Origin of the sequence: Citricoccus sp. GCM10030269 (genome assembly GCF_042665635.1) — a bacterium.
Lineage (GTDB): Bacteria > Actinomycetota > Actinomycetes > Actinomycetales > Micrococcaceae > Citricoccus.
In genome coordinates, this window is sequence record NZ_JBHTCV010000006.1 from 50,853 (window position 1) to 68,127 (window position 17,275).

Below are 17,275 nucleotides of genomic sequence, written 5' to 3' on the forward strand. Positions count from 1 at the left end.
GCCCTGGAGCGCTTCCTTAGACGTCTGCTTGGCCATGTGCAGTCCCGTTCGGTTGAGTGTCGGCGATGTCAACGGCAGATTCGCCTTCTTCATTGTCTACCCCAGAGGGTACTCCCAGCACTACACCGAGGGCATCTAAGGCGAACAATCTCGCTTTTTCGCTCGGCGCGTTCTCACCCAAGTACTCCAACATGATGATGGCTGCATACGCGTCTTGGTCACGCAACAGATTGACGTTGGAATCGTCGTCGTTTACCTCGTCCTCGGTCGACGCGTTGTCGACTTCCACTGCCAGATCAGAAACCGACAGAAGTCGGTCCACAGACCATCGCGCGTTTTCCCACCACTGGGCTTCCAACGACGTCTCGCGCGACGTGTCGGCTGAACGAGTGACTCCTCGGTAGGCGATGGCGGCTGCACCGAGCGCCGCCATGCCGCCGAGCCCCGCGCTGGTGGAGAACGCATAGCCCCATGAGGTCAGGGCATGTAGCGAGATGGGCCACGCAGAGTGCGTCAAGAGTCCAGCCGCCACTCCGATCAGGAACGCGCCGGCAATCCACGTGGGCAGAACCCACGGCCTGGGAAAGCCCACGGAATCGCTAGTCATCGAACCGCCCCTTACCGTGAGGGAATATCGAGAAATTCCAGCGCGCCCTCAACTACGGCCAATCCTGCCAAGCCAAACGGACGAGATAAGGTCCTAGCTCACATCGCGTGGTGTCAACTCTTCCCAAGCCCTGGCCAGCTCTGCGGCAGCGTGCCGCGGGTGCTGCGCCGCGCAGATCCAGGACACGACGGCGGCTCCGTCCAGGCCCGCGGTGCGCAGGCCCGGCAGATCGTCCGGGACCACGCCGCCGATCGCGACGGCGGGCAGGTGGGTGGAGGCGGCGAGCCGCCCGATACGTTCTGCGCCGATGGGTTCTGGCGCGTCGGCCTTGGACACGGTGGTGCGCAGGGCGCCGATGCCGAGGTAGTCCACGCGGGCGTCGCTAGCCTCAGCGGCGGTGATCTGTTCCGGGGTGGCGGCACTGAGCCCGAGGACCGCGTCCGGGCCGATGAGCCGCCGCACATCCTCAACAGGCAGATCGTCTTGACCGACGTGCACTCCGTGGACGCGGGCGCCGCGGTTCCGGGCGGCGAGGTAGACGTCCACACGGTCATTGACCAGCAAGGTCACGTGTTGCGGGAGCACCTCGGACAGTGACTGCAGCAGGTCGACCTGCTGGCGGGCCGGGGTGTTTTTCTCTCGCAACTGCACCGTGGTGACCCCACCGGCGACGGCGGCCGCGACGGTGTCGACGAGTGTCCGCCCGGCGCCGTTGGCCTGGTCGGAATCGGTGACGAGGTAGATGGAGAGATCGATCGGGATCGGGTCATCCGCACCGATAGTCGCATTCATGCCGACCTCCCCGAGGAAGCGCTGGCGGTGTCCATCGTGATCCGGGCCCGTTCGGTGAGGTCCTCGGTGGTGATGGCGTCCAGCGCATCGAGGAAGGCGACAGCGAAAGAGCCCGGTCGCTCCCTCTGCTGGACTGCCAACTCGGCGGCCACCGCGAACACCGTGCATGCGGTCACGGTGGTGGAGAGCCGGTGTTGGTCGGTCGAGGCGAAAGCCGCGACGGCGGCGCCCAGCAGGCAGCCGGCTCCGGTGACCCGGGTGAGCAGTGGATGCCCGTTGTCGATGCGGACTACCGTCTCGCCATCGGTGACGACGTCCACGTCACCCGAGACGGCGACGACCGCACCAGTCCCGTGCGCCAGCTGCAGCGCGCTCGGCAAGGCCTCTTCGGCGCTGTCCGCGGAGTCGACGCCGCGGCCGCCCGCGCCCTCACCGGCCAGAGCCCGGATCTCGGAGGCGTTGCCGCGGATCACGGTGGGGCGGTGGTCCAACAGCTGGTGAGCCAGGGCGGTCCGAACCGGCAGGGCACCCACGGCGACGGGGTCCAGGACCCAGGGAGTGCCGGCGTCGTGGGCCGCGGCCGCTGCTTCCACCATGGCCTCACGCTGTTCGGCGTGCGGAGTGCCGAGATTGATGAGCACCGCGGAGGCGACGCGGGCGAAGGGGCCAGCCTCCGTGGGGACGTCCGTCATGGCAGGAGTGGCGCCGAGGGCGAGCAGGCCGTTGGCCACAAAGTTGACCGTGACGGGATTGGTCAGGCATTGGACCAGGGGCCGGCTGTCCCGAAGTCGGGGGAGCAGTTCCCGGGCGTGGTCGAGCAGTTCAGAGGGTGCAGAAAAATGCGTGCGCGTCATAGGCGCGACATCCCTTCGCTAGTACGAACTAGATCAGGTTCGACGGGTGTTCTCTCAGCCCCGGTGAGGGGCACCCCGTGTCACGTGGTGTGGTGGCTACTGTAGCGCAGCGTCCTCGGCTCGCTACTCCACAGCTAGAGATGGCAGCCACAGGACGATGTCCGGCACCGCGAACAGCAGGATCACCAAGGCGAGCTCGATGAGTACGAACGGCCACACGCCGCGGAAGACCTCACTGGAGCGCAGCCCGGACGTCCCGGCCACCACGAACACGTTGATGCCGACCGGGGGAGTCACCATGCCGATCTCGATCAGCTTGACGATCAGGATGCCCAACCAGACCCCGTCGAAGCCGAACTCCGTGGCCACGGGGTAGATCAGCGGGACCGTGATCACCAGGATGGAGATGGACTCCAGGGCCATGCCCATGGGGATCAGCAGCAGCAACAGCCCTGCCAAGATCGCCCACCCGGGAAGATCCGTGCCGGTGAGGGCGTCACTCAGGTTCTGCGGGACGCGGGCCACCACGAAGAACAGGGACAGCACGGCCGAACCGACGATGATGGCGAACACCATCGACGTGGTCTGAGCCGTCTCCTTGAGAGCCTCGACGAACTGCCGGCCCATGGTGCGTGCCCCGTCGCGGCGGAACTCCAGGACGAGCATCAGGGCGGCGGCGAGGGCACCGATCGCGGCCGACTCCGTGGGGGTGAAGATTCCCGAGTAGATGCCGCCCATGATGATGGCGAACAGGATGGCCAACCGGACCAGCCCGCGGTAGGGGAGTTCGCCCCACGGAATGCGGGAGGGAGCGTGCCGCTGTGCTGCTGCCGCCTCGAGCTCGGCGGGCAAGGTCCCGACGTCGGCGCTTCCGGTGGCGCTTCCGGCGCCGGCACCGCTTCCGGCGCCGGCACCGCTTCCGGTACCGCTTCCGGCGCCGGACGACGTCGTGGCATGGACCTTTGCTGGGGCGCCGGCCGTGATGGTCTGCATTCCGCGGGTCCGGAACTGGATGTAGACCATGTAGGCCAGGGCGGAGAGCACACCGGGTACGATGCCGGCGGCGAGCATCTGGGCAATCGATTCTCCGGAGAGGATTGCGTAGAGGACCAGGAACACGCTCGGCGGGATCATGGCCCCCAAGGTGCCGGCCATGGCCACCAGGGCGCCCGCCAGGCTCGGCGGATAGCCCGCCTTGCGCATCTCGGCGATAGACAAGCGGGACATGGTGGCCGCCGTGCCGATGCTCGAGCCCGAGACCGCGGCGAAGCCGGCACATGCGGCGACCGTGGAGATCCCGAGGCCACCCGGGAAGCGGACGAAGACCCGCCGCGCGACCTCGAACACCTGCCCCGCGATCCGGGCCTTCACTGCGAAGACGCCCATGAGGATGAACATGGGGATGATCGTCAAGGAGAAGTTGGACGTCTGCTCGAACGGCGCGGAGGCCAGCGTCCGCGTCACGAACACCTCGTCGCGCAGCAAAAAGAGGCCGACCGCGCCGGAGGTGGCCAAGGACAGCCAGACGGGCGTGCGGAATGCCAGCAGGATGATCAGCAGAACGATCACCAGCAGGACGATGACATCGTTGCTCATGACCGGTTCTCCTCGAGTGGTGCGCTTTCGTCGATCTGGTCGACCTGGACGGTCTCGTCGACCTCATCGGTTGTCTCGGTGGTGTCCTCTCCGAGTAGGGGTTCGCCGCGGATCAGGAGCACCACGTTGATGAGGGCCACCACTAGGAAGGCCACCAGGCCGATGACCACGAGCCAACGGGCCGGCCACAAGGGCCAGTCCACTAGGCCCTGCCGCAGTTCACCGGACTCGGTGCTTTCCACCGCCCGCTCGAACGTGGCGAGGACGAACCAGGCGGAGATCAGCACGCCGATGACCCAGGCAATGCCGATCAGTATCCGCGAGACCCGTGGGGGCAGGGCCTCGGTCAGCAGGTCCACGGCCACGTGCGCGTTGGTCACCCCGGCGTAGGCCAGCCCGAGGAAGACAGTGGCGACCAGAGCGGTCTCACTCATTTCCAGCAGACCGGGAACGGACCGACCGCCGGTGTTGCGCACGACGACGTCGATGACGATGGCGACCATGATCGCCAGAGTGGACAGGGAGGCCAGGGCGCCGAGCGGGACGGCAATCACCCTGGCGGCTCGCCGCAGGAATCCCGGCCTGCCGGCCGTGGGTGTGGAGTTCATGGAGGACCTTTCTCCAGCAGGTGTGGGCGCCGTAGTCGGCGCCCACACCTCAGGGGAGAGTGAAGGAATCAGGAGCGGTCGGAGCAGACCAGGGACGGGTCCTTCGGGGTCTCACCTTCGAAGGAGGCCATCTTCTCCTTGTAGGCCTCCAGGTATCCTTCGGGGTCCTCGAGACCGGCATCCTCGGCGTCGGAGATCCACTTCTCCTCCGGCTGGGTGCCCAGGGCCTCCTCCCAGCGCTCCGACTCGGCTTCGTCCCACTCCTCGATCTGACCGATGGTCTCGAGGACCGGGTCGCACTGCTCCAGGGTGATCTCCTCGAAGACGGTGGCGACGCCGCCCTCGTTGTACTCCGTGTTGACTTCGTCCACGATCTGCTTGAGGTCATCCGGCAGGGACTCGTAGGTATCAAGGTTCATCCACAGGCCGGTACTGGTGTACTGGCCGAGTCCCGGGTCCGTCCAGTTGGGCAGGATGTCTTTGAGCTGGAAGGACACCAACCCGTCCATGGGGAAGCCGGCCGCGTCGGCGACGCCGCGCTCCACGCCCTCGTAGGTCTCAGGGGCCGTCAGGGCGACATTGCTGCCGCCGGCTGCCTCGATGGCCATCTGGGTGTAAGGTCCGGCCATGCGCCAGCGCTTGCCGGCGATACCGTCCACCGACTCGATGGGTTCCTTACTCCCCAACAGCAGGCGTCCGGCTGGGTTGTGTCCGACCAGCTTGAAGCCGTTACTCTCCCAGAGGCTGGCGGCTCCCTCGTGCTCCGTGCTCAGCTCCCAGACGGCCTGAGTCATCGCCTGGTTGTTCTGCGTGAGGAAGGGAATGCTGACCACAGTGGTTTGCGGGAACAGCTGCGGGGCATAGTCGGCGATCGTCTGGCCGACGTCGGCGCGACCGTCCCGCACGCACTCGGGGATCTCGTCGGCGCTGCAGAGGGAGCCGGCGTAGGAGATGTCGAAGCTCAACCGTCCCTCTGAGCGGTCCTCGATCTCCTGCGTCCAATATTCCATGACGGCCTCGTCCACGCTGTCCGGGTTGGCCCAGGAGGCGACGGTTAGGGTGACCGATTCTTCTCCCTCACCGCCGCCGGAACCTCCGTCGCCGCCGGCACAGGCCGTCAGCAGTAGTCCGGTGGAGGCGAGGCCGGCGAGCGACGCCAGGAGTCGGCGGTTACGAGTGGTGCTTTGGGTGCGATGAGTCTGCATGACGGTGCTCCTTGAGACGGGATCCCGTGGATCGTTGATGACAGCCATGATTGTAGATGACAAGTGATCTATATCACCACAGGTAACGTGGGCCACAGACTTATATTCCCTAGTATGAACTGGATCACTGTCCTGTTCATTGTTCACCTCGACGCCGAAGGACTACATGAGCCGCACGAAGACCCACTCCCGCCGAGTCACCGCACTGGGAGGCCTGGCTGCCCTTGCGCTATTGACCGGTTGCGCGGACCAGTTCCGTGGGACCGCGACCGAACCCGAAGCGGGGCAGGAATCGTCCGCTGACGCGGCGAACGAGGCCGCCGTCGGTGACTCGCGGTTGGACGCCATCAAGGAGTCCGGGTCCCTGGCGGTCTGCACCACCGGTGACTACCCGCCGTTCACAGAGCAGGAGGAGGGGTCCGGCGAGTTCACCGGCATCGACGTGGACATGGCCCGAGACCTTGCCGAGACGCTCGGGGTGGAGGTCGAGTGGGTGAAGACCAGCTGGGAGACGCTGATGGAGGACTACCTGGCGAAGTGCGACATCGCCGTCGGGGGTATCTCGATGAACCCCGAGCGGGCCGAGCAGGTGTTCTTCACCGTCTCGACGCTGGAGGACGGCAAGACGCCGATCGCCCGCTGCGAGGACGTGGAGAAGTACCAGACGGTCGAGGACATCAACCAACCGGATGTTACGTCGATCTTCCCGAAGGGCGGCACCAACGAGAAGTTCGCCCGGGAGCACTACCCCGATGGTGACCTGCAGACTCATGACAACCTGACGATCTTCGATGAGATCGTGGCCGGCCGCGCCGATGTGATGACCACCGATCGCTCCGAGGTGCTCTACATCGACCACGAGTACGAGGAACTCTGCGCGGTGAATCCGGATGAGCCGTTCGACTACTTCCAGAAGGGCTACATGCTCCCGCAGGGCGACGTGGTCTTCAAGCACTACGTGAACCAGTGGCTGGACATCGCCATGAACGATGGCACTTATGACGAGATCGCCAAGCCCTGGATCGGCGATGTGGAATTGGCTCTGGAGGACTGATCCTGCTGGGCTGGCTGGGCTGGCTGAGCTGGCTGGGCCTGCTGAGTCCGCGAGGGCTCGCTGGGATGGGCTTCCCTGGGATGGACAGTGCAAGACCCCGGTCGTTGAACTCTATGCAGTCCGACGACCGGGGTCCTGTGTATGGGTGTCTTACAGACCCGTCTGGCTCACGCCATACTCAGCTTGCTCCGGCGTAAAGCCCTCGAAAACCAGCTGATCGACGAGGCCCTGGCGCGAGAACGCCGTGAAGTCGAGGTAGTTCGCGGCGGACTTGGCAGCCTGTTCATTCCAATCGACCTCGACGCGGTCAACCGCCCAGGTGGCGTCGGCAGCCGAGTAGTCCTCGAACTCCAGCTGTTCGATCAGGCCGGAGCGTGAGAAGGCAGTGAAGCTCAGGTAGTTGGCCGCGGCCCGCAGCGCGTTCTGCTGGCTCGGAGTCCCGGCTTCTTCTGCAGCCTTTTTCTCTTCTGCTGCACGGGCCTCTTCCGACGCCTTGGCCTCGGCTTCGGCCTTCTCGGCGGCCTCGGCTTCTTGTGATGCCTGGGCTTCTGCCTCAGCCTTCTCGGAAGCCTCCGCCTGCTTCGACGCCTGCGCGTCGGCCTCTGCGCGAGCGGATTCCTCTGCTTCCTCCTCGGCCTCGGCACTGGCGGACGCCTCGGCAGCCGGGCTGGTCTCCGCGGTTGCAGGAGAAGTTGTGCTCTGAGAGGGCGTGGCAGCTTCGGTCTCCGGGGTCTCCCCGCCACCAGTGGCGATGCCGACAATGACGAACAGCACCACGACGCCGGCCGGGATGGTGGCGCGCTTCTTCTTGTACCAGGGACGGGCAGCCTTGGCCGCGGCCTTGTGGTCCGACGGGGATCTGCCGCCGTAGTGCTGAGGGTTGTGGGGGAGTGATGACTGGTTCTTGGTCATGGCAAGGTCCTTCATGAGAATCGCTATGGGAAGCGATAGACGGTGAAGCGGTGCCGCGGAGGTGCCCACGGCGCCGTTTTCCGGATGCTGCCGGAACAGAGACCGATGGGAATGACCCGCGTCTCGGCGGGATCGGTCGTGGTCCAGAAGCTAAGGGTGGGGGCGGACACGATAAGGCTGCGTGGAACGACGACCGCAGGTCTAGTCGAACTTTTCGGGCACCCGGCACTGCCGCAGTTCAAATACTCGACGCCTCAGGATTAATTCGCGAGGCCAAGCCTGCGGTTCGAAGACCCCGAAAATCCGGGCGAGAACGACAGCGTGCATTAAGTACTGAATCCCGTCACCTGAAAATCGCCGCGCTTCTGAAGTGCCACCTCGGACTGCGACTGCGCTTCACCTGGAGAGGTAATTTATGGCGGGTTGGGCGCGCGAAGCTAGAAACCGGCTCGTCTTTTCAAACGATCACGAGGTGTATCGGTCGAGAGGTCGTTCGTCAGTCACAGTCTCCGAACATTTGCCTGGTGCTTGGATTACAGGCTTTTCGAGATGTCGTATTCCCAGGTCCATCCGCCTCCACCCATGAACCATGGGCGATGCGCGATCTCCCCCTTGGTATCGCTGACCTCTAGGATCACGCTACCCAATGCCTTCTCTGCAGGTCCGATCTCATAAGGGATTTGCTCGCTCTCATCGAGGCACATTTGCGTTGCCCCTGAGTCGATGGAGTTCATGGTCGTCCCATTGCTGTCGAATCCATGCCAATCAGTCTGGAATAGCAAGCTGGCAGGCGAAGCTCCTATCTGTTCAAACCCTTCACGCATTTCCTTCTTAGTTTCCACTTCGAGGTCGACTTGGAGGAAGTGATTTCCTGTGGCCGGGCCGTCCGCATACTCATTCGTGCAGGCGCCTGGTTTGATGTCGGTCACCTTGAACTGGACGATGTTTGGGGCTTCCGGATCTTCTGGGTTTGCCATTCCTGCGACTTCGCCCACCTCCTTGATGAGGTCTCCGCGGTCGTTCTCGTTCCGAGTGGGCGAAGGACTCGATGTGGGGGTCGCCGATGCGTCGGTGCTAGCCGGTTCGACGGTGAAATTGGTCGGTGTTGGTTGCTGTGACTGACCTCCGGAGCATGCGGTAAGCAGAGCAACCGAGCTGATAGCCATCGCCATCATTTTGGCGCGACGAGTTGAGTACATGAGAAACCCCTTTGGGACTGGTGATGACGCGAGACGGTGATGAAGTCGAACTCAATCCAACCAATGTGAGCGACAAGATAAGGCCATGTCCCATAGGTTCGAGGTGCCTACCGGAGACGGCACCTCTGGCGGTGAAGCCAAGGGCCAACTATCCGCCACAATAGACATCATGACAGCTTCACCGGACACCATCGTCCCCGCAGCCCAAGAACGTCATCCAGTTACGTTTGCGGAGTTGCTGGATCAATTGGTCTATTCGGGACTCAGTGAACAGGAACAGGGCCGTCGGTTTGAGCGACTGGCCAAGCGCTTCCTTGAGGTCGAGCCGAAGTACGCGGACCAGTTCTCAGACGTGTGGTTGTGGAACGAGTGGCCGGGCCGGAATGGCAAGGCCGATACTGGCGTCGACATTGTGGCCAAGGATCGATACACCGGTGAATTGATCGGCATCCAAGCTAAGTTCTATCCGCCGGAGAAGAAACTCCAGAAGGGACAGATCGACTCCTTCTTCACTCAGTTGGGCAAGGTCGACTTTGCCCAAGGCATGGTCGTCAATACTTCGATTGAGTGGTCTAAACATGCTGTCGATGCTCTGAGAGACCAATCAAAACCGGTTGTCACGCTGGGCATCAATGAGCTCACCGACTCGACGGTCGACTGGTCACGTTTCACCTTCGAGAATCCCGAGCAGTTGGTTCAGAGTCCCAAGAAGGAGCTCCGGAAGTACCAGCGTCAGGCTATTCAAGACGTCACCGACGGTTTCCGAGGCCACGATCGGGGTCGCCTCATCATGGCTTGTGGCACAGGAAAGACCTTCACTTCTCTGAAACTGGTGGAGGAAATGGTTCCCATTGGGGGCTCTGTGCTCTTTCTTGTTCCGTCCATTGCCCTGCTTCAGCAGACACTCAACGAATGGACGGCGCAGTCCGAGACGATAATCCGGGCCTTCGCGGTCTGTTCGGATGCCTCGGTCGGCAAGAACCTCAGCGAAGACGTCTCGGCAGTGGAGATCGGCTTTCCGGCCACCACAGACCCGGTGAAGCTAGCAAAACAGTCCAAGATCAGTACCGGGCAGGACGCCGTCACAGTGGTGTTCTCCACCTACCAGTCCATCGACGTCATCACTCAGGCTCAGCAGCTCGGCCTAGCAGAATTCGACCTGGTCATCAGCGACGAAGCTCACCGGACCACTGGCATCACCGAACCGGGACAGGACGGCTCGGCCTTCACGGCGGTCCACGATCCTTCCAAGGTCAAAGCGGCTAAGCGCCTCTACATGACGGCCACTCCTCGTCTCTACGTTCAGGAGGCCAAGGCGAAAGCCGCGCAGGACGACGTCACGGTCTACTCCATGGACGACGAGGAAACCTATGGACCAGAGTTCCACCGTCTCGGGTTCGGCAAGGCCGTCGAACAAGGGCACCTGACCGACTACAAGGTGCTCGTTTTGGCTGTCAATGAAGACGCCGTTTCGTCCTCATTCCAATCGTTGTTTGCCGAGGACTCAGGTCTGAAGTTGGATGACGCAGCCAGGATCGTGGGCTGCTGGAACGGGTTGTCCAAACGCAGCATCGATGGGCAGAGGCTGGACATTCAGGACACGAAGCCGATGAGCCGTGCGGTGGCCTTCGCACGCAACATCAAGGAGTCCAAGCGTCTGGCAGAACAATTCGAGACAATCGGGCGGCAGCTGCTGGCCAACCGGTCCGACGACGAGAAGCCCGGCCTGAAGATGGAGGCCGAACACGTTGACGGAACCCACTCCATGCTGGAACGCACGTCCAAGCTCGACTGGCTGAAAGAGACCACAGACGGCAACACGGTGCGGATCCTGTCCAACGCGAAATGCCTGTCCGAGGGCGTCGACGTTCCCACTTTGGATTCGGTCTTGTTCCTGAATCCCCGCAACTCTCAGGTAGACGTAGTCCAGTCCGTGGGACGAGTGATGCGCAAAGCCGAGGGTAAGGAATACGGGTACATCATTCTGCCGATCGCGGTACCCGCGGACCAAGACCCGGAGACCGCGCTGAACGACAACGCCCGATACAAGGTGGTCTGGGATGTGTTGCAGGCCCTTCGTGCCCATGATGACCGTTTTGAGGCGATGGTCAACAAGATCGACTTGGGTGCGTCCACGGATCGGCTGGACGTCATCACGGTCAATGACCCCTTCAATCCCGACGACGGCGGCGCGCCCGCCGAAGGCGAGGACGCCTCCCACCGTGGCCGCGCCGACGCACTGCTCCATCTGGCCAACGCTGCGGATTGGAAAGACGCGATCTACGCAAGGATGGTCCGCAAGGTGGGGGATCGCCGCTATTGGGAGGATTGGGCGGCGAGCGTCAAGGACATCGCCGACCGGCACATCAGCCGGATCCGCGGCATCCTGAACGGCGAGGACTCCCGACCGCGGGAGGAGTTCGCCGGATTCCTAACCGGGCTGCGCGGAAATCTGAATGAATCGATCACCGAGGACGGCGCGATCGAGATGCTGTCCCAGCACCTGATTACCAAGCCGATCTTCGACGCCCTATTCCAGGACTATGACTTCACGGCACACAATCCGGTCTCCCAGGTGATGGAGTCCATGGTCGAAGTGTTGGAGTCCTACCACCTGGAGTCTGAGGTCGACTCCCTCGAAGATTTTTACCGCGGCGTGCGAATCCGGGCGGAGGGTGTTACTAGCGCCGAGGGTAAGCAAAAGATCATCACCGAGCTCTATGAGCGGTTCTTCAAGCTCGCTTTCCCCCGCACCGCAGAGTCTTTGGGGATCGTCTACACGCCGCTGGAGGTCGTGGACTTCATCATCCGCGCCGTGGACGACGTGCTGCAAAAGGACTTCGGCGTTGGAGTTACCGACGAGGGCGTACACGTGCTCGACCCCTTCACCGGCACCGGGACCTTCATCGTGCGGCTGCTGCAGTCCGGGCGCATCCGCCCCGAGGACCTGCTGCGTAAGTACACCCAGGAGCTGCACGCCAACGAGATCCTGCTGATGGCCTACTACATCGCGGCCCTGAACATCGAGGCCACCTTCCACGGCCTGCAACTCGAACAGCAGAACCCCAACACCCCGGCGCGCGACGCCGGCCCGGTCGCCTCGCCGCACGACGCGGCGGTTCCAGAGGCGGCCGCCGAGCCGGTCGGCTCGGCCGACGGAGTCGGCTACGTGCCCTTCGACGGGATCGTGCTGACTGACACGTTCCAGATGACCGAGGACGGAGACACCCTCGACGACCACGTCTTCATCTCGAACAACGACCGCGTTGTGGCCCAGAACCAACTCGACATCCGTGTCATCATCGGCAACCCGCCCTACTCGGTGGGCCAGACCTCCGGCAATGACAACAACGCGAACCTCAAGTACCCGACGCTGGACGAGTCCATTCGCTCCACCTACGCGGATCGGTCTACCGCGACGAACAAGAACTCCCTCTACGACTCATACATCCGCGCCATCCGCTGGGCCTCCAATCGGATCCTCACCTCGGAACAGGGCGGAGTGGTCTGCTATGTCTCCAACGGCGGGTACATCGACGGGAACACCACCGACGGACTTCGCCTTACCTTGGCCGACGAATTCCACGACATCTACGTCTACAACCTCCGCGGCAACCAGCGCACCGCCGGCGAGCAGAGTCGACGGGAAGGCGGCAAAATCTTCGATGCCGGCTCCCGAGCCACGGTCGCCATCCTGCTGCTAGTCAAGCGTCCCGGCCCGGTGAAGCAGGGGCGACTGCACTACAAAGACATCGGCGACTATCTCAACCGCGACGAGAAGCTACAGCTCGTCGGTGAATCCAACGTGGGCACCCTGGACTGGGACAACATCACCCCCAACGCCGAGGGCGACTGGATTAACCAACGTGACCCCCACTACGAGCAGTACCCGTTCATCGCCGAGAAAGGTGCCAAGGAGGCGATCTTCGAGCTTCATTCGCGCGGCTTGGCGACCGCCCGTGATGCCTGGGTCTATAACTCTTCGGAGCCTAAACTCCGGGCCAATGTGGACCAGATGCTGAACTTCTACAACGCCGAAGTCGACCGGTACGCGTCTCAGGGGCAAGGGGCCAGTGTCGATGGCTTCGTCAGCACCGACCCGACGCAGTTCAGCTGGAACCGAGCCGACCGCGTCCAACTCAAGCGAGGGAACCACTATTCCGTGAGGGACGGTGGATTCCGCAGTGGTGCCTACCGACCATTCAACCGCCAGCATGTCTACTTCGATCGCCAGGCCAACGACATGGTCTACCGGCTCAACGAAATCTTCCCGGACTCAGAATTTGAGAACGTTGGTTTCTACAATGTCGGTAGCGGATCGGCAGTTCCGTTCAGCGTTCTTATGACTGATGTGATTCCCGATCTGCACGTCACAGGAGCGGGCAGTGGTGGTCAGTACTTCGCTCGATACTCCTACGTCGACGCCTCCGTCCAGGGAATCGAAGCCCAGGGCGACCTATTGGCAGAGTCTGGCGTGACAGTGTCGGGTTTCACGAGAGTGGACAACATTACCGACTGGGCGCTGGGGGAGTACCGCGCTGCCTACGGGTCGCAAGTGAGTAAGGACGACATCTTCTACTACGTCTATGGGCTGCTGCATTCGACTGAATACCGGGAACGGTATGCCGCTGACCTGAAGAAGTCGCTGCCGCGCATTCCCCAGGTTCCCGGCCGTGACCGCTTCGAGGCCTTCGCCGAGGCCGGTCGGAAGCTGTCCGCCCTGCACATCGGCTATGAAAAAGTTCAGCCGCACCCTCTGACCGAGGTGGTCTCACCGGTGGCCCCGGAAGATGAGTACGAGCGATTCGCCGTGAAGAAGATGAAGTACGGAGGGAAGTCCGGGGCCTGGGATAAGACGAGGATTCGATACAACGCTTACGTCGACCTCGAAGGCATCCCAGAGGAGGCGCAGCAATACACGCTCGGCTCGCGCTCGGCGCTGGACTGGATCCTGGAGCGGTACCAGGTCAAGAGAGACAAAGCGTCCGGCATAGTTAACGATCCCAACGACTGGTCTCGTGAACACGAACAGCCGAGGTACATCATCGACCTGGTTGGTCGAGTGGTGGCGTTGAGCCTTGAGACGATCGAGATTGTGAATAGCTTGCCTGCCTTGGCCTTGGGCCACGAATGAGAAATGATTGCGCACATGCCTGATCTGAAAGTATTTCGTCTCGCCGATGGACGCGTATCGTCACTGTCGGCCTCGAGTGCAGCACTCGAGAAGGATCTGCAGAAGCTCATCGAGGAGAATATGGGCGCCATCTTCGGCGTCGAGTTTCTCCATAGTGAGTACGTCACTGGCAAGGTCCATGGCGGTCGCATCGACTCCCTTGGAATCGATGAGAACGGTCTGCCTGTCATTCTTGAGTACAAGCGCCACCGGAATGAGAATGTCATCAACCAGGGTTTGTATTACCTCGACTGGCTGATGGACCATCGTGGAGATTTTCAACTGTTGGTACAGCAGAAGCTGGGGCATGAGCGCGCTGGCAATATCGATTGGAGCGAGCCGCGGCTGATCTGCGTGGCCAACTCGTTCACGAGGTACGACGAGCACGCGGTGAAGCAGATCGATCGGAGCATTCAACTTGTTCGCTACCAGTACTACGGCGACGATCTTCTTGCAGTGGAACTGATCACGACGACCGAGAAATCGACGTCCGCTACGTCGGTCGCCCCCGTGGAACCGGCACAGACGTCCTCAGGCCTGAGCTCGACGCGCATAACCGAAAAGACCGTCACGGAGAAGCTTCATCAAGCCTCACCTGAGCTCAGAGGCCTATATGCGCAGGTCGAAGACTTGGCCCTAAGTCTCGGCGAGGACGTCATCAAGAAAGTCAATAAAAATTACGTCGCTTTCCGTCGGCTCAAGAATTTTGCGTGCGTCGAAGTCCACCCTCAGTCAGGAAACCTTTTGGTGCATCTGAAGCTCAATCCAAAGGACTTCGTGACGGGGGATGACTTTTTGCGAGACATGACCGGTATCGGTCACTTCGGGACTGGCGATCTCGAGCTCAGGATTGCAGACGACTCGCGTTGGGAAGAGGTCTCCAGCCTGATTACCCAGGCGTATGAGGAGAACTGAAGCAAATGTAGGCGGTCGCGTCACTCTCTTCGACTATAGTTTAGACCTTGAAACAGAGCAGGGGAACCGGAAGGCCTTCCGGGGAGCGTAAAGCGTCTCGAGAGCCGGGCCCAAGAAGAGGGAATACCCCGTCTGGGCTACGGTGGGACAATGCTTCGTCGAATTCGTCGATTGCGTACGCGGTGCTGTGCGCCCAGGTGAGGGATTGGCCTGCCAGCAACGTTCCAATGAGCGGTACACCCTTGCCTTGCAATTAAGCACCTTATACTCACCTGTCCGGGAACAGTGAAACGTGTTCAGGTTTCCGTTCCATCGCGATGGGTGGCATCTCGACCTCGTCGGAGACCCTGGGCCGGTCCAGATGGTGAGGGTTAACCAATCTGCACCGGCTGACCGACTACCCTTGACGGGTGCCCATCGACAACGGCGTCGACGCCGGAGCGAAGGTTATGACCCAGCATGTGCTCCGGGCAAAAAAGCATCGATGACATAGCTGTACTGCGCTATGGGGCGATGAAGGGCTCTTCAACGCCTGCTATTCGCCCTCGACCATAGCCAGACACGGCTACCGTCAGCGCGAAGACATGCGTAGAGCCCGCATGGACGAGAAGAATGCCAAGGGGCGCCACTGGGAGCCTCACTTCTAGGGCAAGGACGGCAGCCCGCAGCAGGAACTTTTGCCTCGGGCAGCTACCGGCCTCCGGAATGCGGCTTCCAACTGGGACTACCCAACATCCTCAGTTGGCCTTGTTCCTTCCCGCGTCTATCAAGTCGATCCCCCGTGAATTCGCTAACGTCTAGAATGGCTCGCCTCAACGCTCGCAGGTCCTGACTTGGAACTTCGACGTCCCCAATCACTTCGTCCTGAGTGGGCAGATCTGATTGATATTCCGGTAGGGGCAGATGTGTAGAAGGTCCGTTCTTTGTGCCAATCAGGTCAACATATGCGCCATAGTCGATTGTGTAGACGTCGTATCTTTCTCCGGGGGCGTCCTGGGCCGAGTACCCGCGTCGAGCGACGTGAAGAACTCGCGCCTCGAAGAGAGATGTGAGAAGGCTAGTACCAATGTCCCTCTGGTTGACCAGGAACCCTCTGGCCTTTTTGTCACGTATGACCTTGTCAACAATCCAATTGAGCAACGCTTCGGCCTCGGGCTGCGACGTAAGTGCGCGATGCTTATCTTGGTGATACCAATCTCGAGAAGCGCGCCGGACGTGGGGGATGGAAATTGCGCCAGACCCTGCGTGCCGAGCTGAATTCGCGGCGATATTGATTGCATCTCTCGGGACCCCCTCTGCCGCTCTGACCAATTCGTCAAAGGCGCGCACGTCGGAGAACCCTTGACGAATAAGATCCCGTTCGGAACGGAAGTCAAATTGTGTCGATGTGTCTGAGGAGCCCACTTTAAGGTGCTTGCAGAACAGCCCAAGAAAGAACTCGCGGGACCGTTGTTGATCATTCTCAAACACCATGAAGTCATCAAGGCTCAAGTTGGCCGCCATGTCAGCACCGAGTTCGATGCCAATGAGCTCGCCATTCGATAGTTGTGTCTGGAACACGGCTTGCTGCTCAATTGCCGCGATCTTCACTGTAAAGCGGGGCAATGGCAAGATGCATCGCTTTAAAAACTCGCCAAGATAAGGCTGCACTTCGATTGGAAGACTGGTCCACTCGTCGAGGAGTAGCCAGATACGTCGGTTCGAGATGCTCCTGGCCAGATCTCGAAGCGCCTTGGAAACTTCAGCGAAATTAATGGACTGTACCTCAATGCCGCTTCTAGTCTCATTCTCTGCTCGCATGGATGTGGATGACGCATTGCTACTCGAAGCCACATTGAGTCCGTGGGGACTGACGTCTAAGCGGAAAGTTCCTTGCTCAGCGTCTTCCTCTCTTCTCTGTGATGACGTTTCGACTTCGCCGATAACACGTACGGTGCGGATTGAATCGTATAGGCGGTCGAGGGATCCAACAAAGTTGCTGTCACTTTCAAGTCCTTCGTCGGAGACCGCGAGGTTAAATATCTCCTCGTGTATCCAGCTCAGAAGGTCAACGAGTAGGCGTGCGGTCTTCTCTGCTCCGGTGAGTGGCCGTCCTCCAAAGAGACCATCAGTTGATCCGACCGTACGCAAGTCGATATAAATGGGTAGATTGTTCTCATCGTTGCGGATCGATGAGAGGTATCTGAATGCATGCGTCTTGCCAGTGCCGCGTCGGCCATAAACGATCTGGTCGTCCAGGTTGTTCATTGCCTGACTGACGCCCGAATCCTCGAAGGTTGATCGTAGTTCAGCTTCATCTCTTGACTCGGCCCGTTTGGGAATTTGTCCGAGCGCCGCATTTATGGTGGACAGTGCCATCA

The 17,275-nt window shown here is 61.3% G+C and carries 12 protein-coding genes and 1 riboswitch; of the genes, 3 read left to right on the forward strand and 9 right to left on the reverse strand.

Annotated elements, in window-relative coordinates; translation table 11 throughout:
- Positions 1 to 16: 16 nt before the first annotated feature.
- From ACFQQD_RS13270 to dctP, 6 genes are all read right to left on the reverse strand, one after another.
- Positions 17 to 607, reverse strand: coding sequence for a hypothetical protein (locus ACFQQD_RS13270; protein WP_378090241.1), 591 nt, complete (start codon positions 605 to 607; stop codon positions 17 to 19).
- Positions 608 to 700: 93 nt separating this feature from the next.
- A complete protein-coding gene (gene thiE, locus ACFQQD_RS13275) occupies positions 701 to 1,399 on the reverse strand; it encodes a thiamine phosphate synthase (RefSeq protein ID WP_378090243.1) in 699 nt (232 codons plus the stop codon).
- Complete coding sequence (gene thiM / locus ACFQQD_RS13280; RefSeq protein WP_378090245.1) at positions 1,396 to 2,253, reverse strand: hydroxyethylthiazole kinase; 858 nt, start codon at positions 2,251 to 2,253, stop codon at positions 1,396 to 1,398. Before thiM ends, thiE begins: the two co-directional genes overlap by 4 nt.
- A riboswitch (TPP riboswitch) is annotated at positions 2,247 to 2,341 on the reverse strand. Its footprint overlaps the gene before it by 7 nt.
- Before the next feature lie 35 nt (positions 2,342 to 2,376).
- Positions 2,377 to 3,849, reverse strand: coding sequence for a TRAP transporter large permease (locus tag ACFQQD_RS13285; protein ID WP_378090247.1), 1,473 nt, complete (start codon positions 3,847 to 3,849; stop codon positions 2,377 to 2,379).
- Entirely contained in the window at positions 3,846 to 4,457 is a 612-nt protein-coding gene (locus tag ACFQQD_RS13290) for a TRAP transporter small permease (protein ID WP_378090249.1), read from the reverse strand. The genes ACFQQD_RS13285 and ACFQQD_RS13290 overlap by 4 nt, the downstream gene beginning before the upstream one ends.
- A gap of 68 nt (positions 4,458 to 4,525) precedes the next feature.
- Entirely contained in the window at positions 4,526 to 5,662 is a 1,137-nt protein-coding gene (gene dctP / locus ACFQQD_RS13295; protein WP_378090251.1) for a TRAP transporter substrate-binding protein DctP, read from the reverse strand.
- Between the two features lie 166 nt (positions 5,663 to 5,828).
- On the opposite strand from dctP, the gene ACFQQD_RS13300 reads away from it, so the two are divergent.
- Positions 5,829 to 6,716: a transporter substrate-binding domain-containing protein gene (locus tag ACFQQD_RS13300; RefSeq protein ID WP_378090253.1), complete on the forward strand. Its 888-nt coding sequence runs from the start codon at positions 5,829 to 5,831 to the stop codon at positions 6,714 to 6,716.
- Between the two features lie 150 nt (positions 6,717 to 6,866).
- On the opposite strand, the gene ACFQQD_RS13305 is transcribed toward ACFQQD_RS13300, so the two are convergent.
- Positions 6,867 to 7,628, reverse strand: coding sequence for an Ltp family lipoprotein (locus ACFQQD_RS13305; RefSeq protein ID WP_378090255.1), 762 nt, complete (start codon positions 7,626 to 7,628; stop codon positions 6,867 to 6,869).
- Between the two features lie 533 nt (positions 7,629 to 8,161).
- Positions 8,162 to 8,827: a hypothetical protein gene (locus tag ACFQQD_RS13310; protein WP_378090257.1), complete on the reverse strand. Its 666-nt coding sequence runs from the start codon at positions 8,825 to 8,827 to the stop codon at positions 8,162 to 8,164.
- A gap of 169 nt (positions 8,828 to 8,996) precedes the next feature.
- Here ACFQQD_RS13310 and ACFQQD_RS13315 point away from each other — a divergent pair, with 169 nt between their 5' ends.
- Both ACFQQD_RS13315 and ACFQQD_RS13320 read left to right on the forward strand, forming a co-directional pair.
- The gene (locus tag ACFQQD_RS13315) at positions 8,997 to 13,961 is read left to right on the forward strand and encodes a DEAD/DEAH box helicase (RefSeq protein ID WP_378090259.1); all 4,965 of its coding nucleotides are present in this window, start codon (positions 8,997 to 8,999) and stop codon (positions 13,959 to 13,961) included.
- Between the two features lie 15 nt (positions 13,962 to 13,976).
- A complete protein-coding gene (locus ACFQQD_RS13320; RefSeq protein ID WP_378090261.1) occupies positions 13,977 to 14,915 on the forward strand; it encodes a DUF5655 domain-containing protein in 939 nt (312 codons plus the stop codon).
- A 690-nt stretch (positions 14,916 to 15,605) separates the two neighbouring features.
- On the opposite strand, the gene ACFQQD_RS13325 is transcribed toward ACFQQD_RS13320, so the two are convergent.
- Positions 15,606 to 17,273: a hypothetical protein gene (locus ACFQQD_RS13325; protein WP_378090263.1), complete on the reverse strand. Its 1,668-nt coding sequence runs from the start codon at positions 17,271 to 17,273 to the stop codon at positions 15,606 to 15,608.
- Positions 17,274 to 17,275: the final 2 nt, after the last annotated feature.